This window comes from Campylobacter jejuni (assembly GCF_001457695.1).
In the GTDB taxonomy this organism is placed as follows: domain Bacteria; phylum Campylobacterota; class Campylobacteria; order Campylobacterales; family Campylobacteraceae; genus Campylobacter_D; species Campylobacter_D jejuni.
Window position 1 is genome coordinate 161,138 of sequence record NZ_LN831025.1, and the last position, 21,292, is coordinate 182,429.

A 21,292-nucleotide genomic window follows, 5' to 3' on the forward strand; every position below is an offset into this window, starting at 1 on the left:
TTATAGATATCTTTCTATTAAAAAAGGCAAAAACAATAAAAAAATTTCAAAAGGTAAAATCAAACAACTAATCCATCTAAAAGTGGCATATTTTCTAAATCTTCTTGCTTTTTTAAAACAAACAAAGTGAAAAATTGCTAAGGCAAAAATTAAGATCCAAGAAAAAATCATTACCCAGATATTGACATTCATTTGAAATTGTTTCATTGCTGATAACAAACAACCTGTAAAAATAATCAAAGCTAAAAATAAATAATAAATTGGTAAAAACAATCGTATTCTGCGAATAAAAATGAATTCGGTTTTAAAATTTCCTTGTGTTAATATAAGATAAAAAAGCATTAAAAAACCGCTCGCATAAAGACTATAAAGATGTAAAGCTAAAAAGAATTCGTAACTTTGATCCATTATTTTCCTTTGTTTATAAAATCAGCTAAATTTTGAATTTGTTCATCGCTTAAAAAACTATGGTTTTTATCTTTTATCGTTTTTATTTTTTGTATAAAAATTTTATTGCCCAAGGTTTTAATGGCTGTGCTGTTTTTGGGTTTTAATTCTCCTTTTTCTCCATGACAAGTGGCGCATTTTTGTTTATATAAAGAGTTGATAATAGTAGGATTGGCTTCATGTTCATCATCTGAACTTTGTGCTTCATCATCTACAGGTAAAGGCAGGTTGGAGTCACTTAATTCTGTTTTTTCATCGTTTTGTTCTATTTGAACTACTTCTTGATCTGTATTTTGAGTCTTGGAAATATTTTTTTCATCATTAGAACAGGCAGATAAAACTAATAAAAAAAAACTTAAGGCAATTAAAATTTTAGCTTTTTGCATTAAATCTCCTTTGGATTTATAAAAATTTCTTCATTTTTTAATTTGTTATAAAAATCTATATCATTCCATTCTGCTTTAATGCCATTGGAAAATTCTATGTCTTGAAGTGAAATTTTTGGCATTAGCTCACTATAGGCATCTTCTCTAAAGCCTTGTGCATAGCCTGTTCTTGTTTCATGAACAATGATGCTTTGTAAAGTCACTCCTTGTTCTCCATTTATCATTTTTGTTTGTTGTAATAAAGCATCTATAAGTATGAAAAATACACGACAAAAATTTTCAGCACTTACATTAACAGGCAGGCAAATCCAACGACTTGAATATTTTTTCATTTCTTCTAAATATTTTGCGTCATCATATTTAAAAAGAGTGATAGCATGATCAAAACTATCAATAATTTGGCGTATATAGGTTTTTAAAAGTCCAAAATCATAGACCATTCCAGCATTATCTAAATATTTGCTTTCAAGTAAAACTTCAACTTTGTAAGAATGTCCATGAATGCTACTTTTACAACGTTTAGAAGAACAAAATCTAACAATGTGTGCGTTTTCAAATTCAAATAATTTTCTTATAATCATACACCCTCTTTATCGTTCCAAAGACGAATATGAATTCTATCAGAATAATTATAACCATTCTTAATACAAAATTCAGCAATTTTTTGAGCATTTTTTTTAAGGTTTTGCTCATTTTCACCCATAGGCATACAAAAAATTTGATTTGGAGCTTCTTTTAGAATTCCATTGATTTCTAAAAATGAATTATCAAGGGTATTAGCATCTAAAACAAATTTATAAAAACTATCTTTTGCGTAATTTTTAAATGCTTTTAAAGCTTTAAAATTTAATCGTTTATCTTTTTTTATCCCACTATTTTGGAGTTTAACGCTTAAAGCAAAAATACATTCTTTGTAAAAAGGATATCTATCAAAATCAATTTCTATACTTCCATTGCTTTCAAAGTGTATTTCAAATTTATTTTTTAATAACATTTGGATAAATTTTATAAATTCAGGATTTTCATAATGGATTAATGGCTCTCCACCTGTGATAACAACTATAGGATTAAAGTCTTGTTTTAATTTTATCACTCTTTTTAAAAGTTCATTAGCATTTAAAGTTTCATAACTTTCTTTAAAATCTTTTGTGAAAACAGCTCTTATCGTGTCACATCCAATGAGAGTTTTATCGTTTTTTGATATTTTTACATTAAAACCTAAACAGTTGAAATTACAACCAGCAAAACGCATAAAAATAGCTAATTTTCCATTATATTTGCCTTCTCCTTGAATGCTTAAGAAACTTTCGACAAGTTGCAAAATTAACCTCCAGTTTGATAAAAAGCACGAGATGAGGTTTCATTATCAACAACACTCCATTTATTTTTTTCTGGTTTATTTCTTAATACTTCTTGTAATATTTCTACAGCGGCTTTAATATCACCTTTTCGAACCGCTTCTTTTATGCTTAATGCTTCATCAAAATAAAGGCAAGGTATTAACAAGCCTTCAGCACTTAAGCGTATGCGATTGCAAGAATCGCAAAATTCATGGCTATGAGGATCTATAATTCCAAATTCATAATCATCTGCCTTGTAAATACTCACAGGTGCTTTTTCATCTTTTTTTATAAGTTGAATTTGATATTTTTGACTCAAAATTTGTATAATTTCATCTCTTTTTAATCCTTGTAATTTACCATAAGCATGAGTATTTTCCATAAATTCTATAAAGCGAATTTGAGCTTTTTTTGATTTTGCAAATTCCAAAAGAGATATCAGTTCATCATCGTTTAAATTTTTAAGAGCTACAGTATTAAGTTTTACTTTCAAATCTAGATTTAAAGCTTCATCAATTCCAGATAAAACACTATCTAATACATCTTTTTGCGCAAGAGTTTTTGCTTTTTTGTGATCTAGGGTATCAAGTGAAATATTAAGTCGTTTAAGTCCAGCATTTTTTAGGTCTTTAGCAAAGTCTTTTAGTAAAAATCCATTTGTAGTTATAGCAAGGTCAATATCGCTTTTATAATCGCTAATCATTTTTATAAAAATACTTAAATCTTTTCTTAATAAAGGTTCTCCACCTGTTATACGGATTTTTTCAATTCCTTCGTCTATAGCTGCTTTAACAAATAAAAAAAGTTCTTCGAAGCTTAATAAATTTTCTTTTGGCTGATAATCGAAAGGAATTTTTGGCATACAATAAAGGCAGCGAAAGTTACATCTTTGTGTAACTGAAATTCTAAGATAATTTATCTTTCTACCGAATTGATCTATAAGCATTTATTTTCCATTCTATTTTATTAATTTCTTAAATTTTAAGACAAGTTCTACATTTCCAATGCCAATGCGTAAATCTTTAGCGATTTGTTCTATGCTTTTTCCTTCTTTGAAAAGATTTTCTATTTTTTGTTCTTCTGTATCGTAATTTGGAGTAAGTTTAGCCATGCTTTGTGCTTTTTGTTCCAAATTTAAAAGACGATTTTGTTGTTCATTTTGAAAATCTTCTATGATATGTTCCATAGTTTTTAGTGTTCTTAAAACAGGAGTGATTTTTGAACTGATTTGTTTATCAAGTTCAATCATAATTTCTTCTTTTAAAAGAGAGGTTTTATAGTCTTCATCCTCTTCGCTATCATCTTTAACTCCTAATTCTTTACGAAAATAATGAAGTTCTTTGGTAATATCTTCTATCACATTTTGAAGTTTTGCTATTTTTGCATTATTTTCTCTTTCTTTGATATTCATATAGGCTAGCATTGCAATTAAAAGCACAATTATAAAAACTAAATAAAGTACATCATCACTCATTCTTGGCCTTTCTTATTTCTTATCATATTTCTTTGAATTTCAACAACAAAAGCATCAAAAGCCATTTTGTCTTCAGGCTTAATTTTGATAATTTTTGCCAATGTTTGACTTTGAGCTTTGATAAAAATAGCTATTTTTTGATTATTTAAATCAAATCTTAAATAATATTCTTTATCTTCTTCTAAAATAGTATCCAAAAAATTTAGATATTCAAAATTTAAAGATTCTATTACCCCTTTTTGCTTAAGTGGTATAAGTTCTTTATTTTTATCTAAAGAATTTTCAAGCCTTAAAATATCTTCTTTTAGACTTAAAAGAAGATCAAAAATAATTTTTTCACCCTCATCAAAATCAATGCGTAAAGCAAGTTTTTTCCATTTTAAAATTTGAGAAATTGCTCCAAGTTTTAGGTATTCTCCAAGAAAACGGTTATTTTCTATTTCACAACATTCTAAATGAGCTTCAAATCCTGCTTTAAAAAGTGTTAATTCCATAATAAATCAATCCAAATAAAAATAAAAAAGATAATACTTAAATAACCATTTAGAGTAAAAAATACTCTATCAATATGAGCAAAATTCTTGTGAACAATTTTATGTTCCAAGGCTAAAATAATACCGCTTATAATTACCCCAATAAGTGCTATTTTTCCAAGTGCTATACCCCAAACTTCCCATACAAAAAGAAGCCAAAATAATACCGCTAAAATATGACAAAAAGCTGATATAAATAAAGTAGCCTTTGAGCCAAATTTAGCAGGAATAGAGTGAAGTCCTACTTTTTTATCATACTCCATATCTTGCAAAGAATAAAGCAGATCAAACCCAGCTGTCCAAAAAGTTACACCTAAACATAAAATAACGCTATAAATGTGAATTTCACCCATAATTATAACACTTCCTGCAATAGGCGCAAGTCCTAAACAAAATCCCAAAACTAAATGCGCTAAAGAACTAAAGCGCTTAAAAGCTGAATAAATAGCCAATACAAAAAGCACAGGAAAAGACAAATAAAAGGCCAAGGTATTAATAAAATAAGAACATGATATAAAAATAAGTGCATTAATAATAATAAAAATCCATACACTTTTTCTACCTATTTTTCCACTGACATTAGGGCGATTTGCACAACGAGGATTATCCTTATCTATATCTTCATCCATTAAACGATTTGTAGCCATGGCAAAATTTCTTGCACTTACCGCACAAATAATACCTAAAATCAATGCCTTAAAACCAAACCAAGCAGTGTCATTTGCAAGTTTTGATGCTACAATCATAGAGGAAAATAAAAAAGGCAAAGCAAAAATAGAATGTTTAAATACTACAAGTTCTAAAATATCTTTAAATTTTATCCAGAATGTGTTCATTTTTCTACTTTAAAATATTTTTTGCTATGATTTTACTAAAATTTTTATAAATTTTAGGATAAATATTAAAATGTTTTTTGAAATAGCATTAATAGGAACAACCGCGAGTGGAAAAACATACATAGCCAATACTTTAGCAAGAGAATTTAATGCTGTTGTTTTAAGTCTTGATAGTCTTTGTGTTTATAAAGAGATTAATATAGCAAGTGCCAAGCCTTCACAAGATGATCTTGCGAGTATAAAATACTTTGGGGTAAATTTATTGAGCGTGAATGAACATTTTAATGTTGAGTTATTCATAAGAGAATATCAAAAAGCAAAAGAATTTGCTTTAGCTAGAAATTTACCTCTAATTATAGTAGGTGGAACTGGATTTTATTTAAAAACTATGATAGATGGTTTAAGTGAAAAAACCTTAGAGTCAAAGAGTTCTTTAAATAACGATGAAATTTATGCTCTTTTATTAAATATTGATCCAAACTATAAAATAGAAAAAAATGATACTTATAGATTAAAAAAATGGCTGGGTATTTATGAACAAACAAGAGAAATTCCTAGTGAATTTTTAAAAAGAACACAAAAAACTGGGGTGCTTAAAGATATAGAAATTTATGAGCTTGCGTGGGATAAAGAAATTTTAAAAAAACGTATTAAAACTAGAACAAAAGAAATGCTTGATAATGGACTTTTAGATGAAGCAAAAATTCTTTTTTCTAAATTTGATCATAAACTTAAAGCATTAAATTCTATAGGTTTGAAAGAGTGTAAAGAATATTTAGATGGAGAAATTTCCTTTAAAGAGCTTGAAAATTTAATCACGATACATACTACACAACTTGCCAAAAGACAAAGAACTTTTAATAAAAAATTTCAAAGTAAAGCCTTGGAATTTGATAAAGCTTTAGCTACTTTAAGAATGAAATTTTCAATCGAAAAATAAATGTTCTATTAGAATTTTTACTCCTAGTATAATTAAAACCAATCCGCCTAAAAGTTCAGCTTTATTTTTAAGATAAATTCCAAATTTATTCCCTATTTTTAGAGCAATGATACATAAAATGAAGGTGATAATACCTATTAAAAATATAGCTAATAATAAATTTACATTTAAAAATGCAAAACTCACACCAACTGCTAGTGCATCGATACTCGTAGCAATTGCTAAAGCTAGCATGGTTTTAAAGCCAAATTGATTGGCATTACTATCGCAATTTTCATTTTCCAATGACTCTTTGATCATTTTTAATCCTATTAAAGAAAGTAAAATAAAAGCTATCCAATGATCAATACTCGCAATAAAAGATGCAAAAGTTATGCCTATAAAATAACCAATAGTTGGCATCAAAGCTTGAAATCCACCAAAATAAATTCCAACAATAAGATAATGTTTTAAATGTAGTTTTTTAACACTAAAACCTTTGCATAGTGATACAGCAAAAGCATCCATTCCTAAAGCACAGGATAAAAAAATAAGACTATAAAAATCCATAATAAATCCTAAAATTTTATAAAAAATTGAAGATGAAATTATAATCAAACAAAGATAAAAATCACATAATTTTGATATATTTAATTAAATTTTAAGAAATAAATATATATAATTCAATTTCATTTTTATTTTTTACTCCTTAAAAGTGGCCCATTCGTCTAGCGGTTAGGACATCGCCCTTTCACGGCGGTAACACGAGTTCGAGTCTCGTATGGGTCACCACTTTTTAATTTTTCTTTTAAAATAACAATTTTTTCATTTTTTCTATTGAAATTTAATAAATATTAATAATTTATTTTGTAGAATACGAATAGCTTTTGATATAAGTCTATTATAGACTTATATCAAGGCTGGGCATTATTGAGCTGGTGTTTGCTCTTTTGTTTTTTTGTGAGTTTTAGCTTCATGTTTTTTATCAGCTTTAGCTTTTGAATGATGAGCTTTTGTATGTGTTTGATTTACATCGCTTGGAGTATTAGCTGCAAAAACATTAGCTGCGAAAGCACCTAGTAATGCTGAGATTAGTACAACTTTTTTCATATTTTCCTCCTTATGAATAATTTTTAGTTGCAAATTAATTGTAATTATTAAAAATCAACAAATAGATATTTTTTGTAAAAATATTTCAAAAAAATATAATTTTTTATATATATTTAAATTATTATTAAAATATATTATAAATGTATCTTATTTTATTTAGGTTAAATAAATAGAAATTTTACCCACTAAGCTTTTAAGATATTTTTACTCTTTTTAATATTATTATGGTAATATTTTCAATATCAAACTAAAAATAAAGGAGAAATTATGTTTGAATTAAGAAAATTACCTTATGATACCAATGCTTTTGGTGATTTTTTGAGTGCTGAAACTTTTAGCTATCATCATGGAAAACATCACAATACTTATGTTACAAATCTAAATAATCTTATTAAAGATACTGAATTTGCAGGTAAAGATCTTGTAAGTATTATCAAAACTTCAAATGGGGGCGTATTTAATAACGCAGCTCAAGTTTATAATCATGATTTTTATTTTGATTGCATTAAGCCAAGTACAGGCTGTGGCTGTGGCGGTTCATGTCAAAGTATAGATGCTAATTTACAAGCGGCACTAGAAAAAGAATTTGGATCTTTAGAAAATTTCAAAGCTGAATTCATCAAAGGTGCTACAGGAGTTTTTGGTTCAGGATGGTTTTGGTTAGTTTATAATACTAAAAATCAAAAACTAGAATTTGTAGGTACTTCAAACGCAGCTACACCAATTACTGAAGATAAAGTTCCTTTACTTGTTGTAGATGTTTGGGAACATGCTTATTATGTAGATCATCGTAATGCACGCCCTGCTTATTTAGAAAAATTCTATGCTCATATTAACTGGGAATTTGTTGCAAAAGCTTACGAATGGGCTTTAAAAGAAGGCATGGGATCAGTTAGCTTTTATGCAAATGAACTTCACTCTGTAAAATAACTTTAATCTTTTTTGTGCTAGAATGGATTTTGACATTAAGTCAACATTCTACACAAAAAGGGACAAAAATGGATAATTCTTTATCTGCATATACTCAAAAATATGACAAAGAAGGTTATGGACTTCAATATCCTGATGGTCATGTTATAAGATTTTACGAGAGAATCTTAAAATACAAACTAAGCAAAACAAGTGGAAAATTACTTGATTTTGGTTGCGGAAATGGAGTGCATTCTAAGTATTTTAAAAATATAACCGGGGGGGGGTATAGAGCCTTATGGCATTGATATAGTTCCTAGTTTAAAAAAAGTTTGGGAAAAAGATCCTTGCTTAGATTCTAAAAATTTTCACATCATATCTCCTAATTCTAGCTTTAAAAAACTCTTCAATACAAAAATGGATTTTATATTTGCAAATCAAAGCTTATATTATCTTACAAAACAAGCTTTTAAAGAAGCTGTGCAAGAATTTTATGAACTATGCAATGAAGGAGCTATTATATTTGCAACCATGATGAGCGATAAAGGCTATAGTATGTATGAAAGAGGAGAACTTATGGATAATGGCTTGCGTGAAGTAAAAGGATGTCCAAGTGGTAGATTGAGTGGTTCTTCATATATACGCTTTACTAAAGACATAGAAGAATTAAAAGAAGATTTTAAACCTTTTAAACCTTTATTTTGGGGAGATTATGAATTAATTAATCTGTATAATTTTGAAGGCAGTGTGGAGCACTTTATTTATATAGGACAAAAGTAAGTGCTCTAGCACTTACTCTCCTAAGCTTGGAGTCATTTCGATAATCTTCCAAGGAAGTCCTTGAGAATTCAGTTCTTCCATAAAAGGCTTAGCGTCAAATTCTTCCATATTAAACACGCCTTTTCCTTGCCAAATCCCTTTAGCGATTAATTTCGTACCTATCATAGCAGGAACACCTGTAGTATAGCTCACAGCTTGTGCACCAGTTTCTTTATAACATTCTTCATGATTGCAAACATTATAAATATAAACTTGCTTGTCTTTTCCATCTTTTTTACCACGAATCACACAACCTATATTGGTATAACCTTTAGTGCGTGGTCCCAAACTTGCAGGATCAGGAAGTAAGGTTTTTAGAAATTCTATAGGAATGATTTCTTTTCCTTGGTGCATCACAGGTTTAATCCCTAACATTCCAACATTTTCAAGACATTTCATATGAGTTAAATAACTTTGTCCAAAGGTCATAAAAAAGCGTATTCTTTTTAAACCTTTGATATTTTTTACCAAACTCTCAAGTTCTTCGTGATAAAGCAAATAGCTATCTTTCACACCTACTTCTGGATAATCCCACTCCATTTTTATTTCCATAGGCTGCGTTTCTATCCACTTGCCATTTTCCCAATAACGCCCTTTAGCAGAAACCTCACGCAGGTTGATTTCAGGGTTAAAATTGGTCGCAAAAGCATAGCCATGATCACCTGCATTGCAGTCTAAAATATCTATATAAGAAATTTCATCAAATAAATTTTGCTGTGCATAAGCACAAAAAACATTAGTTACACCAGGATCAAATCCACTTCCTAAAAGTCCTAAAATTCCTGCTTGTTTAAACTCATCATTTCTCGCCCATTGCTCTTTGTATTCAAATTTAGCTAAATCAGGATGTTCATAATTTGCCGTATCTACATAATCAATTCTTGCTTTTATACAAGCATCCATTAAACTCAAATCTTGATAAGGCAAAGCCACATTGAGTAAAATTTGTGCTTCTGTTTTCTTGATAAGTTCTACAACTGCATTGCTATCATCAGCATCAATTTGTGCCGTTTCAATTTGAACCCCTAAACGCTCTTTGATAAAAGCAGCGATTTCATCACATTTGCTTTTTGTTCTACTAGCTAAAGTGATTTTACTAAAAGTATCAGAATTCATTGCACATTTTACAGTAGTCACACGACTTACCCCACCTGCGCCTATGATTAAAAGATTTTTCATTCCTATCCTTCAAAAATTTTTTTGATTTTATCAAATTTAAACTAAAAATTGATAATATCAAAACTTATTTTCTCTTCTAAATCATAACTTGAACTCACCAAAATAAAAAAAATTATATTTTTATAAAGTAATTTTAGCCTACAAAAAGCCCCTAAAAATTCTTTTTGTAAAATTTTAGCCTCAAAGCGATTTCCTATTTTAAGCTCTGCATAACCAAAAATATAATTTTTTGAAGCTATCCAAGCAAAAAATTCATCTTCTAAATCAAGTTTTTCTTCTATGATATTTAAATCAGGTAAAATTTGCGCACTTTTAAAATCGGGCTTAAAATAAAGCTCTTTAGGATTTGCATGAGCTAAAATTTTTCCTTTTTCTAAAAAAGCGATTTGATCAGACATACAATAAGCATCTTCAATATCATGAGTTACCATAATAGCCGTAATGCCTTGATTTTCTATCATTTTTTTCAATTCTCTTCTTAAATCCTGTTTTAAATTTTGATCCAAATTAGAAAAAGGTTCATCTAAAAGCAAAAGCTGACATCCTCTTGCTATAGCTCTAGCAAAAGCCACTCTTTGCGCTTGCCCTCCTGAAATTTCATCGATTTTTTTATATCTTAAATCTTCAATTTCAAAAGTTTTAAGCAAATGATTTAAAATTTGATTTTTATCTTTTTTATCGTAAAGTGCAAAAAGTATGTTTTTCTCAACATTTAAATGAGGAAATAAAGCATAATTTTGAAACATCAAAGCCACTTCACCTTTGCAAGAAAACAAATCATAAGAACTAGCTTGTTCAAGCTTAGCAATAATCCTTAAAAGCGTGCTTTTTCCACTTCCACTACCTCCTAAAATGCTTAAAAATTCTCCTTCTTTGACATGAAGATTGATATTTTCTAAAGCTTGTATTTTTTCAAAATTTTTAGATAAATTTTTAATTTCTAACATCATCTTTCCTTGTGATTTTATCCATCCAAACAACAACCATTAAAGAAAGAAAAACGATAAACAAGGAAGGCAAAGCTGCATCATAAATTCTTTCATCACTTGCAAACCAGAAAGCTTTAACACTTAAAGTTTCAAAGCCAAAAGGCGCTAAAATTCTACTTAAAGGAAGTTCTTTAATCGTATCAATAAAAACAATAATAAAAGCCAAAAATAAAAAATGTTTCATTAAAGGTGTGTGAATTTTAAAAAATAAAATAAAATAACTCGCTCTTAAATTTAAACTTGCCTCATCAATATTTAGATGAATTTTACTATATCCTCCTTCTAAAGAATAAATTGCACTCGCTAAAAAACGAATTATATAAGCAAAAATAAGAACAAGTAAAGAATTTCCCAATAAACTCATGTGAAAAATTTTATCCAAAAATACAAAAAGCACTATAATGCTAATCCCTAAAGCAGCAGCAGGTATAGAATAACCCAAAGAACTTATTTTTAAAATAAATAAATTAAAAAAATGATTTTTAACTATCCTAGAACTAAACATCAAAAAATAAGCTAAAAAAGTGGTAATTAAAGCAGTGACTAAAGCTAAGATTATAGTTTGAAAACTGATAATATAAAATTGTGATTCAAAAAGCTTATGATCTTTTAACCCCCAATAAACTAGCCAAATAAAAGGTAAAATAAAACCTACAAAAGCAATCATAAAACAATAAATACAGGATAGAATTTGTTTAATAGGATTTAATTTTCTTTTTTTGATAAAAAGAGTTAAATTTTGATTAAAACTATAATGATGTTTATTTTTATAATAATAATCCACATACATAATCAAAAATACAAAAAGCATTAAAATACCCGATAAAACACTAGAAGAATAAGAATCATTCAAATCATACCAGAGTTTAAAAATTCCAGCCGAAAAAGTATCCACTCCCAAATAAGCACTTGCGCCATAATCACTTAAAGTTTCCATTAAAACCAATAAAGCTCCAGAAAAAATGGCAGGCCTTGCGCTCAAAAGTGCCACGCGTGTAAAAATTCTAAATTCAGAATATTTCATGATTTTAGCTACTTCATAAGCCTCTTTGGCTTCACTTTTAAAAGCTGTTTTAGCAAATAAATAAATATAAGGATATAAAGAAATAGCCAAAACAAAAATAACACCATAATGATTGAAAAAATCCATCCTAAAGCCAAAATTTTCATGAAAAAATCCTTGAAAATCCATAATTCCAACATAAACAAAGGCTAAAATATAAGCAGGTATGGCCAAGGGTAAAATGAGTAATTTTTCTAAAATTTTACAGAAATAAAAATCATAATTTGCGATCAAATAAGCAGAACTCACACCCAAAATCAAGCTTAAACACAATACTCCCACGCTAATTATAAAAGTATCTTTGATGAATTTTAAAAATAAATAATCAAAAAAATGACTCAAATTTTCTTTAATAGATGAAAATTGGGTTAAATCACTTGTATTAAAATTTTGAAATAAAATATAAAAAAGTTCAGCAAAAATACCAAAAATAGGCAAAGCAAGAAAAAGGGCAAGTAAAATTGCCCCGAGTTTATAGTATTTTAGGGTTTTATACATTATCTAAAACCGACTTCATCGTAAATTTTAACCGCTTCTTTAATATTTTCTGCTATCTTACTCACAGGGATTTGATCTTCTTTGAAAGTTCCAAAATCTTTTACCGTTTGGCTTAATTCTACATCATTTCTTATAGGAAATTCATAATTACTATCAGTAAGAATTTTTTGAATTTCAGGACTTAACATAAATTCCATAAATTTTTTAGCCGCATCTTGATTTTTACTTGATTTTGTCATAGCAATACCGCTAATGTTAATATGCGTTCCTCTATTGTCTTGATTAGGAAAAATAATACCCAAAGAATTGCCCACTTCTACATCTTTTGGATTTTTAGAATTCTTTAAAAGCCCTATATAATAAGTATTCATAACTGCAAATTTAGCTTCGCCTGCAAATACTTGTCTGGCTTGATCTCTATCTCCACCCTTTGGATTTGTCGCAAGATTTTCAAGCACACCTTTAGCCCATGCTTTAGCCTCTTTATTTCCGTCATTAGCTATAATAGATGCTAAAAGAGTTTTGCTATAAGGAGCTGTAGCACTTCTCATAACAATTTCTCCTTTAAATTCAGCTTTTGCTAAATCTTCATAATTTTTCATTTTGCTAATATCGATATTTGCGTTTTTGTTGTAAGCAATAATTCTTGCTCTTTTTGTAATCGCAAACCACTCTTTATCCTTATCTCTTAAATGAGCAGGTATAAATTCTTCTAAATATTTTGATGAAACAGGGGATAAAAGTCCTAAATTTTTAGCTTCTGTAAGATTTGAAATATCAGCTGTGATGAAAATATCAGCAGGAGAATTACTTCCTTCAAGAGAAAGTCTTTTAATAAGTTCTGAAGCTTTAGCTTGAGTATGATTGACCTTAATACCTGTTTTTTCTTCGAATTTTTTTATGATTTCAAAATCAGCATCATAATGTCTTGCTGAGTAAATATTAAGCTCACTAGCACCTAAAAATGAAACAGCCGTTAAGAACATAAAGAAGATTTTTTTCATATTTTATCCTTTAATTGAGAATTATACTCGGTTTTATTAAGATCTTTAAAATCGGTATGAGAATGTTCAGAGCAAGCAAAAGCAAAGCCAACGCATAGTAAAAATAAAATTATTTTTTTCATAGACATTAATTCCTTTTAGATATTTTGATAAGAAATATTAATATTAAAAAGTAAATATGACGTAATCTTTATATTGTTATATTTCTTTAAAGAATAAAGAGGTTTATTTTTGACACATGTGTTGATAAATTTATGATTTTTAATAAACTCTTGATTAAATAAAGTTGATTAAAATTTTTCTTTTAAAAGGTGGTAGCATGTTTTCTTCATTTTTTGCAAGTAAAAAATGGGTCTTATGGGCTTATTTGGGACTTTTTTTACTGTTATTTTTCTTATATATACAAACAAGCTTAAATGTTGCGATCAATTCATGGTATAGTGATTTTTACAATGTTTTACAAAAGCCAAAAATAGAATTTTTGGATTCTAATTCTACGCAAAAAATAGAAGAAAATCTTGAAAATAATGCCACTTTAATCCAAGAGGCTAATCAAAGAGCTGAGCAAAATTTCCAAAAAGCTAATTTTATCAATAAAGGCGCATTGTATTATTATCAAAATTTATTAGAATATTTTTTCAACTCTAGGGCTATGATTGAAAAGCCAAATTATTCAGCAAATGATTTTTATGCTTTGATTTTAGTTTTTTTAGCTATTGCTATTCCTTATGTTTTAATCGCTACGATTAATATCTATTTTGCTAGTGTCTATGCTTTTAAGTGGCGTGAGGCTATGACTTTTTCTTATTTAAAATTTTGGAAAAATAAAGATGACAATATAGAAGGAAGTTCGCAAAGAATTCAAGAAGATACTTATAATTTTTCTAAAATCGTAGAGAGTTTAGGGCTTAGTTTTATAAAAGCTTTGATGACCCTTGTAGCATTTATTCCGATTTTATGGAGTTTAAGTGATGTTGTGAGTAAAGCTTTATTTGCAAATTTAAGCGAAAATTCTTCTTTTTATTTTTTAAAAAACATTGATGGTTTGCTTGTTTATATTGCACTTTTGATTTCTTTAGGAGGCTTGGTTGTGTCATGGTTTGTAGGTATTAAGCTTCCTGGACTTGAATATAACAATCAAAAAGCTGAAGCAGCTTTTAGAAAAGAGCTTGTTTATGCTGAGGATAATCGCAAAGAATACGCTAAAAATGAGACTATGATAGAGCTTTTTACAGGGCTTAAATTTAACTATAAAAGACTTTTTTTACATTATGGATATTTTAATATTTGGCTCATTTTATTTGAGCAAATGATAGTTATAGTGCCATTTTTAATCATGGCACCAGGGCTTTTTGCTGGAGCTATAGGACTTGGTATTGTAATGCAGATTAACAATGCTTTTGATCAAGTACGAAGCTCTTTTAGTGTTTTTATCAAAAACTGGACAACTGTCACTCAACTTAGAAGTATATATAAGCGTTTAAAAGAATTTGAGAAAAATATTTCTTATAAGTCTTAGTTTTTTCTTATAAAATACAAGAAAAAATTCAAATATTAAATTTACTTTTAATTGTGTATAATAAGGTTTAATAATATTTTATTTCTTAAGGAGCTTCATTGGACCCCAGTCAGGTTTTGGATTTAAACCAAACTTCTACAGCATCTTTTGATGCAGGATATTCTATACTTATGGTTATTGTTGCACTTGCTCTAGTGTTTTTAAATGGTTTTTTTGTTTTGTCTGAATTTAGTATTGTTAAAGTACGTCGTTCCAAGCTTGAAGAGATGGTAAAAGAAAAAAAAGCTGGTGCCAAGAAAGCTTTGGAGGTTACTTCAAGACTTGATACTTATCTTAGTGCTTGTCAATTAGGAATCACTTTAAGTTCTCTAGCTCTTGGTTGGATAGGTGAGCCTGCTATTGCAAAAATGCTAGAAATTCCGCTTATTAATCTTGGTTTTAGCACTGTTATTATCCATACTATAGCTTTTATTATTGCTTTTAGTATTATTACTCTTTTACATGTGGTTTTAGGAGAACTTGTGCCAAAAAGTATAGCTATTGCAGTTGCAGATAAAGCGGTTTTATTTATAGCTAGACCTCTTCATTGGTTTTGGATACTCTTTTTGCCTTGTATTAAAATTTTCGATTTTTTAGCAGCTATAAGTTTGAAACTTTTTGGAATAAAACCTGCTAAAGAAAGCGAGCTAACTCATAGCGAAGAAGAAATTAAAATCATAGCAAGTGAGAGTCAAAAAGGTGGAGTTTTAGATGAATTTGAAACAGAGATCATACGCAATGCTGTTGATTTTTCAGATACTGTTGCTAAAGAGATTATGACTCCTAGAAAAGATATGATTTGTCTAAATAAACAAAAAAGTTACGAAGAAAATATGCAAATCATTTGTGAACATAAACATACTCGCTTTCCTTATATTGACGGTTCTAAAGATACTATTTTAGGGATGATACACATACGAGATATAATACAAAATGAATTAAGCCATAAAAGTCAAAATTTAGATACTTTTGTTAAACCTTTGATTTTGGTTCCTGAAAATATCAGCATTTCAAAAGTACTTGTAATGATGAATAAAGAACGCTCTCATACTGCATTAGTAGTTGATGAGTATGGTGGAACTGCTGGAATTTTAACCATGGAAGATATCATGGAAGAAATTATTGGCGAAATTAAAAGCGAGCATGAAGAAGACAGCTATAAAAAACTTGCTGAAAATATCTATGAATTTCAAGGACGATGCGATATAGAAACTGTTGAAGAAATGCTTGTAATAAACTATGATGAAGACTTAGAACAAGTTACTATAGGTGGATATGTATTTAATCTTTTAGGACGCTTGCCTATAGTAGGAGATCGCATTGAAGATGAACTTTGTTACTATGAAGTTAAAAAAATGGACGGGAATTCTATAGAGCGTGTTAAGGTGGTTAAAAAAACAAATAAAGATGAAGAATAAGCCTCTTTAGGCTTATTTCTTTTTGTAAATTTGGTTTTTAATTTCTATACACTCAAAACCTTTTTTATCTAGTGTAACTATGCGTAAATATCCACCATCATCTATTTTACCCTCGCATAAAAATACTCTTTTGGCTATTTTCATAGGAAGTTTTTCTTTATTTCTGTGTCCAAAGATTTGATAAAGATTGTCCGAGGTGAAATTACAAAATTGATTTGCTATTTTTTGACTGTCTTCATATCCACCTACACCATAAATAAAATCATGGCTTGGTATAAAACTTATTTTTTCAGGTTTGGAGGGTATAAAATTTACTCCTCCATGTGAACAAAATATGAATTTATTTTGGAATTTGTAGTATAAACATTCTTTTAGATGAGGATAGAGTTTTCTAGCATCTCTTGGAGTAAGTTTTTCTTTTCTAAAATCCTTTAAAGTATTTTCATTAAATTCTTTGGAATTTGACAATTCTCCATTAGCCCATTTTATAAGATGTCTTTCGTGATTTCCTTCTAATAAGCATACATTTTCTTTTTCGCAAATTTTTAAAAGAAATTTTATTACTTTGCCATTTTCTATACCTCTGTTGATATAATCTCCCAAAAATATATAAAATTCATCTTCTTTGATTGTTTTAATGTATTCTTTTAAAACACTATAACAACCTTGTAAATCTCCTATATGATGAATTTTTTTATATTTGCTTAAATTTGGCATTTGGTAAAGACATTTTTTCCAGTCGCTCGAGTCTAAAATTGGGTATTTTTTTGGATTTTTTTTGAGTAAATCTTGAGTTTTTTCCAAAAGAGCATAAGGGATGATATATCCATTTTTTTTAGCTTCTAAAAGATTTTTTTCTTGACATTGTTTTAAAGAGCTATCAAAAACAATAACATACATTTTATAGCGATATTGTTTAGCTAAGTCTTTGTAAATTTTTAATGTTTCATTGTAAGCGTTTATGATGCAAAACTCACCTTTTTGCATACGTATTTCTAGAAGTTTGAGTAAAATTTTACTCAAATCTTCATCATTTTTAACATTTAAAATTTTATATTCACTGACTATATTTTTAACGCTTCCTGATAAAAGACGCAAAGCATTTAAATCAAGTGTATAATTTTGAAGTTTATTATTTTTGATAAATTCTTTTTGTCCTGCGTAATAATTCCCTCTTAAAACAAGTAAGATTCGCACATTCTTTGCCTAGATTTTCTTTAAAAATTCAGTTTTTAAAACAATAACGCCAAATTTATCTACTCTAGCCTCAATTTCACCTTCTTTAGAAGTGAGCTTAATATTTTTTATAGTAGTTCCACGTTTTAAAGTTGTACTTGCACCTTTAACCTTAAGATCTTTTATTACACTCACGCTATCACCTGCGTTAAGTTCTGTTCCATTAGCATCTTTAGCCATTTTTTTCCTTTCTTTGATCTAAAATATTTAAAATTTGCACCACTAAAGCAAAAGCCATAGCAGTATAAATATATGCCTTATCAATATGAATATCAAAACTTTCAGCAACTAAAACTACGCCTATTAACACCAAAAAAGCTAAGGCTAAAATTTTAATGCTTGGATATTTTTCAACAAAATCTGCTATAGGTTTAGAAGCAAAAAGCATCACAGCTACTGCGATAATAACAGCGATAATCATGATGGTTACATCTTGAGCAATTCCTACTGCGGTAATAACACTATCAAGCGAAAACACTATGTCAATCACAGCAATTTCAGCTACAACTATCCAAAGTTTATTGCTTGCTTTAAAATGACTTTGACTTTCTTCTTGATGAGAAATTTGCTCTTTAATTTCTTTAATAGACTTTACAATCAAGAAAAGCCCACCTAGTAAAAGAACTAGATCTCTTCCTGAAATTTCATTGCCCAATACACTAAACAAAGGTGTTACAAGTTTCATCACCCAAAAAAGAGATAAAAGAAGTAAAATTCTTGTAATCATTGCAAAAGCTAAACCTAAGATACGTCCTTTATCACGATGTTCAGGGGGTAGTTTGCTTACTAAAATAGCTAAAAAAATGATATTATCTATCCCTAGTACAATTTCAAGAGCACTTAAAGTAGCTAAAGTAATCCAAGCATCAATACTAAATATCCATTCAAACATAAATTTCCTTGAAAATTTTAAAATTTTTTAAAGCGATATTTTATAGTTTTAAAGCAAATACCTTTAATTCTTTAAGAAAAAATTTCAATCACACTTAAGGGTAAAATTTCATGTTCTAGGCTATGAATTTTTTCTTCAAATTCTTCAAAACTCAAATTTCTTTTTTCAAAAGCTTTTTGAGCTATAATCATTCCACCATCAAGTTCTTCACTGACCCAATGCACACTCACACCAGCCACTTTCATATCACTTTCATAACTTTCTTTAATTGCATGTGCTCCTTTAAAAAGGGGTAATAAAGAAGGATGAAGGTTAATTGCCTTAATATTTTTTGTAAAAACAGGACTTAAAATTCTCATAAAACCTGCCAATACAGTAAGATTTGCTCCACTTTCTTTGATTTTTTGTACCAAAATCGTATCAAATTCTTCACGAGTATTATAAGCCTTATGATCAACAATGACAGTATCAAGACCAAATTTTTTTGCCCTTTGTATACCAAAAGCATCTTTTTTGTTACAAAGGCAAAGTACTACTTCATAGGTATTTTCCCCTATGGTTTTTTTATGAAGTTTTTCTAAAATATTTTCTAAATTACCTCCATTTCCACTAAAAAGTACAGCTAATTTTACAAGCATTTTAATCCTTTGATAAGTTTTAAAGCGTCAAAGCTATTTTTATTAAATTTATATTTTTTTGCAACAAGTCCATGAGCTAAAGTAGCATTTTTTGCTGCTTCTAAAGCGCTAAAACCAAAACCTAAATGTGCAGCAATCATTCCACTTAAAACATCTCCACTCCCACCTTTAGCTAAGGCTTGATTTCCTAAATTTACAACAAATAATTTTTCTTTTTGTGCAATAATAGGATTTGCTCCTTTTAAAACAAGAACACAATCATAATTTTGTGAAAATTTTCTAGCATAGAAAAAGCGATTTTTTTGCAATGTTTCTATATCTAAATTCTCATCAAAGCACATTTTATAAAGTTTTATAAATTCTTTTGGATGAGGGGTTATAACAATATCTTTTCTGTTTAAATACCAAAGCAAAGCTTCACTTAAAAAGCAGTTTGCATCCAAGATCAAAGGAGTGTTTTGCAAAATTTCATCTTTTAGAAAATCCAAATTTTCAAGCCCCATACCTAAAGCAATAGCACTTGCATTATTTTCAATTTTTTCTTTTAACATCAAAAGAGGCGAGAAACTTTTTTGTGCTACTAAAGAAACAAGACCTGCTCCAAAATTTAAGGCTCCAAGTCCTGCTAAAGTTCCAGCACTTGCATTGGCAACTATATAAATATGGCCAAAATTTCCTTTATTGGCGTTGATTTTTCTATCTATAGTTTTTAAATCTTTTTTTTCAAGCAAAAAAGCTTGAGAATTAGGGTAAAATTTCTTAGAGCTAATGCCTAAATTGGCTATTTTAATCCTTCCTACAAATTCCTTAGCAAAATCTTCAAGTAAAATTTCCTTTAAAGCTCCCATACAAAATGTAATATCAGCTTTAAAACAAGGATAAAATCCCAAATTTGTAGGTATATCACAAGCTATTTTTAAAGCTTTGCTTTGATTAACTTTTTGAATAATTAAACTTGTTTTTTCATCTAAACAACGATTTGAACCTGTACCTAAAATACAATCAACAATAATATGAAATTTTTTAAAATTGGGTTCTTTTTTACAAAATTTAAAAGCATAATTTTGTAAAATTTGCTCTTGTTTTTTAAAAAGCGTATTTTCTTTAAAGCCTATTTTATAAGCTTTAGCGTGTTTTAAATTTCTTAAAGCCACCAAGCCATCTGAAGCGTTGTTACCCCCGCCTAATAAAAAAAGTGTTTTTACTTTTCTAATCTTGCGTTGAATGCGAATTTTTTTAGCTTCTTTTTTAATCAGCTTAGCTAAATTTAATCCCGCATTTTCCATTAAAATAAGCTCATCTAAGCCTTTATTTATAGCATTTTGTTCTAAAATTTTTATATTATCAATAATAGCTTTCATAATCTTTTTTCACCAAAAAATATATATTTTTTTCTCTTTCTTCTTCAAATTTTTTCATTTTAGGTAAAAATTTCTGGATCAAAGCACGAAAATTCTTAAAACCATAATTTTGCGGATGAAAATCCGAGTATTTGCGGTTCATATTAGTGCGGATTTGTGCATATTCGGCACGCCCTTTTTCATCGATAAGCTGTTCGGTGATATTGATTAAAGCTCTTAAATAATCCTTACTTAAAATATCTTCTTTTTTACTCTCATCTTTATCTAAATAAAAAAATTCACTAAAAGCATTTACATAGGATTTTATAGACTTTTCAAGCCCCATTCCTATAACTTGTTTTTTATTTTCTCTTAATTTTTGAATGAGTGAAGTATAATCACTATCGCTTGAAACAATAACAAAAATATCTATATTTTTTTCATAAAATATGGACATGATTTCAGTGATTAAATACATATCGCTTGAGTTTTTGTTGGCTGCAAAATTAAATTGTTGCATAGCGATTAAAGAATATTCAGCAATTTGCTCTCTCCAACCTTGTATATTTTTTTGAGTCCAATCCCCATAAATGCGTTTAATGATAACCTCTCCATAATCTGAAGCGATATCAAAAATACTTTTAGCGTATTTTGCAGGGATATTTTCTGCATCTATAAAGATAGCTATACTTTTATTTTCCATT

27 protein-coding genes and 1 tRNA gene are annotated in these 21,292 nt (G+C 28.6%); 7 read left to right on the forward strand and 21 right to left on the reverse strand.

Annotation, left to right across the window (positions count from 1 at the left end):
* From AT682_RS00805 to mqnP, 8 genes are read right to left on the reverse strand one after another with little or no spacing between them, the layout of a single operon-like run.
* Positions 1–408: a membrane protein gene (locus tag AT682_RS00805; protein ID WP_002851635.1), complete on the reverse strand. Its 408-nt coding sequence runs from the start codon at positions 406–408 to the stop codon at positions 1–3.
* Positions 408–833 (reverse strand): c-type cytochrome, encoded by a 426-nt coding sequence (locus tag AT682_RS00810; protein WP_002860979.1) that lies wholly within the window; start codon positions 831–833, stop codon positions 408–410. The genes AT682_RS00805 and AT682_RS00810 overlap by 1 nt, the downstream gene beginning before the upstream one ends.
* Complete coding sequence (locus AT682_RS00815; RefSeq protein WP_002882151.1) at positions 833–1,414, reverse strand: 6-pyruvoyl trahydropterin synthase family protein; 582 nt, start codon at positions 1,412–1,414, stop codon at positions 833–835. The genes AT682_RS00810 and AT682_RS00815 overlap by 1 nt, the downstream gene beginning before the upstream one ends.
* On the reverse strand, positions 1,411–2,154 hold the full coding sequence (locus AT682_RS00820) for a 7-carboxy-7-deazaguanine synthase QueE (RefSeq protein WP_002882150.1): 744 nt from the start codon (positions 2,152–2,154) through the stop codon (positions 1,411–1,413). Before AT682_RS00820 ends, AT682_RS00815 begins: the two co-directional genes overlap by 4 nt.
* A 2-nt stretch (positions 2,155–2,156) precedes the next feature.
* Complete coding sequence (gene moaA, locus AT682_RS00825; protein ID WP_002868437.1) at positions 2,157–3,119, reverse strand: GTP 3',8-cyclase MoaA; 963 nt, start codon at positions 3,117–3,119, stop codon at positions 2,157–2,159.
* 12 nt (positions 3,120–3,131) lie between these two features.
* Positions 3,132–3,647 carry a DUF6115 domain-containing protein gene (locus tag AT682_RS00830; protein WP_002882149.1) on the reverse strand — a complete coding sequence of 172 codons (516 nt, stop codon included), beginning with the start codon at positions 3,645–3,647 and terminating at the stop codon, positions 3,132–3,134.
* A complete protein-coding gene (locus AT682_RS00835) occupies positions 3,644–4,141 on the reverse strand; it encodes a hypothetical protein (RefSeq protein WP_002854663.1) in 498 nt (165 codons plus the stop codon). Before AT682_RS00835 ends, AT682_RS00830 begins: the two co-directional genes overlap by 4 nt.
* Entirely contained in the window at positions 4,132–5,016 is an 885-nt protein-coding gene (gene mqnP, locus AT682_RS00840) for a menaquinone biosynthesis prenyltransferase MqnP (protein ID WP_002882147.1), read from the reverse strand. Before mqnP ends, AT682_RS00835 begins: the two co-directional genes overlap by 10 nt.
* A 70-nt stretch (positions 5,017–5,086) precedes the next feature.
* On the opposite strand from mqnP, the gene miaA reads away from it, so the two are divergent.
* Positions 5,087–5,956, forward strand: coding sequence for a tRNA (adenosine(37)-N6)-dimethylallyltransferase MiaA (miaA, locus tag AT682_RS00845; RefSeq protein ID WP_002851982.1), 870 nt, complete (start codon positions 5,087–5,089; stop codon positions 5,954–5,956).
* On the opposite strand, the gene AT682_RS00850 is transcribed toward miaA, so the two are convergent.
* Positions 5,942–6,505: a manganese efflux pump MntP gene (locus AT682_RS00850; protein ID WP_002851996.1), complete on the reverse strand. Its 564-nt coding sequence runs from the start codon at positions 6,503–6,505 to the stop codon at positions 5,942–5,944. The genes miaA and AT682_RS00850 overlap by 15 nt on opposite strands.
* A 147-nt stretch (positions 6,506–6,652) precedes the next feature.
* Here AT682_RS00850 and AT682_RS00855 point away from each other — a divergent pair.
* A tRNA-Glu gene (locus tag AT682_RS00855) sits at positions 6,653–6,727 on the forward strand.
* Positions 6,728–6,862: 135 nt separating this feature from the next.
* Here the strand turns inward: AT682_RS00855 and AT682_RS00860 are convergent.
* The gene (locus tag AT682_RS00860) at positions 6,863–7,045 is read right to left on the reverse strand and encodes a hypothetical protein (protein WP_002851904.1); all 183 of its coding nucleotides are present in this window, start codon (positions 7,043–7,045) and stop codon (positions 6,863–6,865) included.
* Positions 7,046–7,312: 267 nt separating this feature from the next.
* On the opposite strand from AT682_RS00860, the gene sodB reads away from it, so the two are divergent.
* From sodB to AT682_RS09705, 3 genes are all read left to right on the forward strand, one after another.
* Positions 7,313–7,975 (forward strand): superoxide dismutase [Fe], encoded by a 663-nt coding sequence (sodB, locus tag AT682_RS00865; protein WP_002882146.1) that lies wholly within the window; start codon positions 7,313–7,315, stop codon positions 7,973–7,975.
* A 68-nt stretch (positions 7,976–8,043) separates the two neighbouring features.
* Positions 8,044–8,262 (forward strand): class I SAM-dependent methyltransferase, encoded by a 219-nt coding sequence (locus AT682_RS09700; RefSeq protein ID WP_002857297.1) that lies wholly within the window; start codon positions 8,044–8,046, stop codon positions 8,260–8,262.
* Between the two features lie 109 nt (positions 8,263–8,371).
* Positions 8,372–8,734 (forward strand): hypothetical protein, encoded by a 363-nt coding sequence (locus AT682_RS09705; protein WP_002870694.1) that lies wholly within the window; start codon positions 8,372–8,374, stop codon positions 8,732–8,734.
* A 12-nt stretch (positions 8,735–8,746) separates the two neighbouring features.
* On the opposite strand, the gene AT682_RS00880 is transcribed toward AT682_RS09705, so the two are convergent.
* Genes AT682_RS00880 through AT682_RS00900 form a run of 5 tightly spaced genes read right to left on the reverse strand, consistent with a single transcriptional unit; the run spans position 8,747 to position 13,634 of the window.
* Positions 8,747–9,952: a saccharopine dehydrogenase family protein gene (locus AT682_RS00880; protein WP_002869054.1), complete on the reverse strand. Its 1,206-nt coding sequence runs from the start codon at positions 9,950–9,952 to the stop codon at positions 8,747–8,749.
* Positions 9,953–9,993: 41 nt separating this feature from the next.
* Entirely contained in the window at positions 9,994–10,902 is a 909-nt protein-coding gene (gene cfbpC, locus AT682_RS00885) for an ABC transporter ATP-binding protein (protein ID WP_079269907.1), read from the reverse strand.
* A complete protein-coding gene (gene cfbpB / locus AT682_RS00890) occupies positions 10,886–12,502 on the reverse strand; it encodes an ABC transporter permease (RefSeq protein WP_002882255.1) in 1,617 nt (538 codons plus the stop codon). Before cfbpB ends, cfbpC begins: the two co-directional genes overlap by 17 nt.
* A complete protein-coding gene (cfbpA, locus tag AT682_RS00895; protein ID WP_002872902.1) occupies positions 12,502–13,506 on the reverse strand; it encodes a Fe(3+) ABC transporter substrate-binding protein in 1,005 nt (334 codons plus the stop codon). The genes cfbpB and cfbpA overlap by 1 nt, the downstream gene beginning before the upstream one ends.
* Positions 13,503–13,634 (reverse strand): lipoprotein, encoded by a 132-nt coding sequence (locus AT682_RS00900; RefSeq protein WP_002859376.1) that lies wholly within the window; start codon positions 13,632–13,634, stop codon positions 13,503–13,505. The genes cfbpA and AT682_RS00900 overlap by 4 nt, the downstream gene beginning before the upstream one ends.
* Positions 13,635–13,825: 191 nt before the next feature.
* Between AT682_RS00900 and AT682_RS00905 the strand changes: the two genes are divergently transcribed.
* A complete protein-coding gene (locus AT682_RS00905) occupies positions 13,826–15,025 on the forward strand; it encodes a putative transporter (protein WP_002882256.1) in 1,200 nt (399 codons plus the stop codon).
* A 98-nt stretch (positions 15,026–15,123) separates the two neighbouring features.
* Positions 15,124–16,482: a hemolysin family protein gene (locus AT682_RS00910; RefSeq protein ID WP_002882257.1), complete on the forward strand. Its 1,359-nt coding sequence runs from the start codon at positions 15,124–15,126 to the stop codon at positions 16,480–16,482.
* Between the two features lie 12 nt (positions 16,483–16,494).
* On the opposite strand, the gene AT682_RS00915 is transcribed toward AT682_RS00910, so the two are convergent.
* The 6 genes from AT682_RS00915 to AT682_RS00940 form a co-directional block, all read right to left on the reverse strand.
* Positions 16,495–17,679, reverse strand: coding sequence for a metallophosphoesterase (locus tag AT682_RS00915; RefSeq protein WP_002882258.1), 1,185 nt, complete (start codon positions 17,677–17,679; stop codon positions 16,495–16,497).
* Between the two features lie 9 nt (positions 17,680–17,688).
* On the reverse strand, positions 17,689–17,898 hold the full coding sequence (locus tag AT682_RS00920; protein WP_002857271.1) for an alkylphosphonate utilization protein: 210 nt from the start codon (positions 17,896–17,898) through the stop codon (positions 17,689–17,691).
* Positions 17,891–18,610 (reverse strand): TerC family protein, encoded by a 720-nt coding sequence (locus AT682_RS00925; protein WP_002851673.1) that lies wholly within the window; start codon positions 18,608–18,610, stop codon positions 17,891–17,893. The genes AT682_RS00920 and AT682_RS00925 overlap by 8 nt, the downstream gene beginning before the upstream one ends.
* A gap of 71 nt (positions 18,611–18,681) precedes the next feature.
* Complete coding sequence (gene purN, locus AT682_RS00930) at positions 18,682–19,248, reverse strand: phosphoribosylglycinamide formyltransferase (protein WP_002869059.1); 567 nt, start codon at positions 19,246–19,248, stop codon at positions 18,682–18,684.
* Complete coding sequence (locus AT682_RS00935; protein ID WP_002854658.1) at positions 19,239–20,609, reverse strand: bifunctional ADP-dependent NAD(P)H-hydrate dehydratase/NAD(P)H-hydrate epimerase; 1,371 nt, start codon at positions 20,607–20,609, stop codon at positions 19,239–19,241. Before AT682_RS00935 ends, purN begins: the two co-directional genes overlap by 10 nt.
* Positions 20,593–21,291: an NYN domain-containing protein gene (locus AT682_RS00940; RefSeq protein ID WP_002826913.1), complete on the reverse strand. Its 699-nt coding sequence runs from the start codon at positions 21,289–21,291 to the stop codon at positions 20,593–20,595. The genes AT682_RS00935 and AT682_RS00940 overlap by 17 nt, the downstream gene beginning before the upstream one ends.
* Position 21,292: the final 1 nt, after the last annotated feature.

Coding starts and splice junctions, on each gene's coding strand:
- cfbpB (WP_002882255.1), bottom strand. CDS start 12,502: ATGTATAAAACCCTAAAATACTATAAACTCGGGGCAATTTTACTTGCC.
- mqnP (WP_002882147.1), bottom strand. CDS start 5,016: ATGAACACATTCTGGATAAAATTTAAAGATATTTTAGAACTTGTAGTA.
- AT682_RS00880 (WP_002869054.1), bottom strand. CDS start 9,952: ATGAAAAATCTTTTAATCATAGGCGCAGGTGGGGTAAGTCGTGTGACT.
- AT682_RS00815 (WP_002882151.1), bottom strand. CDS start 1,414: ATGATTATAAGAAAATTATTTGAATTTGAAAACGCACACATTGTTAGA.
- AT682_RS00905 (WP_002882256.1), top strand. CDS start 13,826: ATGTTTTCTTCATTTTTTGCAAGTAAAAAATGGGTCTTATGGGCTTAT.
- cfbpA (WP_002872902.1), bottom strand. CDS start 13,506: ATGAAAAAAATCTTCTTTATGTTCTTAACGGCTGTTTCATTTTTAGGT.
- AT682_RS00925 (WP_002851673.1), bottom strand. CDS start 18,610: ATGTTTGAATGGATATTTAGTATTGATGCTTGGATTACTTTAGCTACT.
- AT682_RS00860 (WP_002851904.1), bottom strand. CDS start 7,045: ATGAAAAAAGTTGTACTAATCTCAGCATTACTAGGTGCTTTCGCAGCT.
- AT682_RS00920 (WP_002857271.1), bottom strand. CDS start 17,898: ATGGCTAAAGATGCTAATGGAACAGAACTTAACGCAGGTGATAGCGTG.
- AT682_RS00830 (WP_002882149.1), bottom strand. CDS start 3,647: ATGAGTGATGATGTACTTTATTTAGTTTTTATAATTGTGCTTTTAATT.
- AT682_RS00835 (WP_002854663.1), bottom strand. CDS start 4,141: ATGGAATTAACACTTTTTAAAGCAGGATTTGAAGCTCATTTAGAATGT.
- AT682_RS00900 (WP_002859376.1), bottom strand. CDS start 13,634: ATGTCTATGAAAAAAATAATTTTATTTTTACTATGCGTTGGCTTTGCT.
- AT682_RS00810 (WP_002860979.1), bottom strand. CDS start 833: ATGCAAAAAGCTAAAATTTTAATTGCCTTAAGTTTTTTTTTATTAGTT.
- AT682_RS00940 (WP_002826913.1), bottom strand. CDS start 21,291: ATGGAAAATAAAAGTATAGCTATCTTTATAGATGCAGAAAATATCCCT.
- AT682_RS00850 (WP_002851996.1), bottom strand. CDS start 6,505: ATGGATTTTTATAGTCTTATTTTTTTATCCTGTGCTTTAGGAATGGAT.
- AT682_RS00805 (WP_002851635.1), bottom strand. CDS start 408: ATGGATCAAAGTTACGAATTCTTTTTAGCTTTACATCTTTATAGTCTT.
- moaA (WP_002868437.1), bottom strand. CDS start 3,119: ATGCTTATAGATCAATTCGGTAGAAAGATAAATTATCTTAGAATTTCA.
- purN (WP_002869059.1), bottom strand. CDS start 19,248: ATGCTTGTAAAATTAGCTGTACTTTTTAGTGGAAATGGAGGTAATTTA.
- AT682_RS09705 (WP_002870694.1), top strand. CDS start 8,372: ATGGATTTTATATTTGCAAATCAAAGCTTATATTATCTTACAAAACAA.
- cfbpC (WP_079269907.1), bottom strand. CDS start 10,902: ATGATGTTAGAAATTAAAAATTTATCTAAAAATTTTGAAAAAATACAA.
- AT682_RS00935 (WP_002854658.1), bottom strand. CDS start 20,609: ATGAAAGCTATTATTGATAATATAAAAATTTTAGAACAAAATGCTATA.
- sodB (WP_002882146.1), top strand. CDS start 7,313: ATGTTTGAATTAAGAAAATTACCTTATGATACCAATGCTTTTGGTGAT.
- AT682_RS09700 (WP_002857297.1), top strand. CDS start 8,044: ATGGATAATTCTTTATCTGCATATACTCAAAAATATGACAAAGAAGGT.
- miaA (WP_002851982.1), top strand. CDS start 5,087: ATGTTTTTTGAAATAGCATTAATAGGAACAACCGCGAGTGGAAAAACA.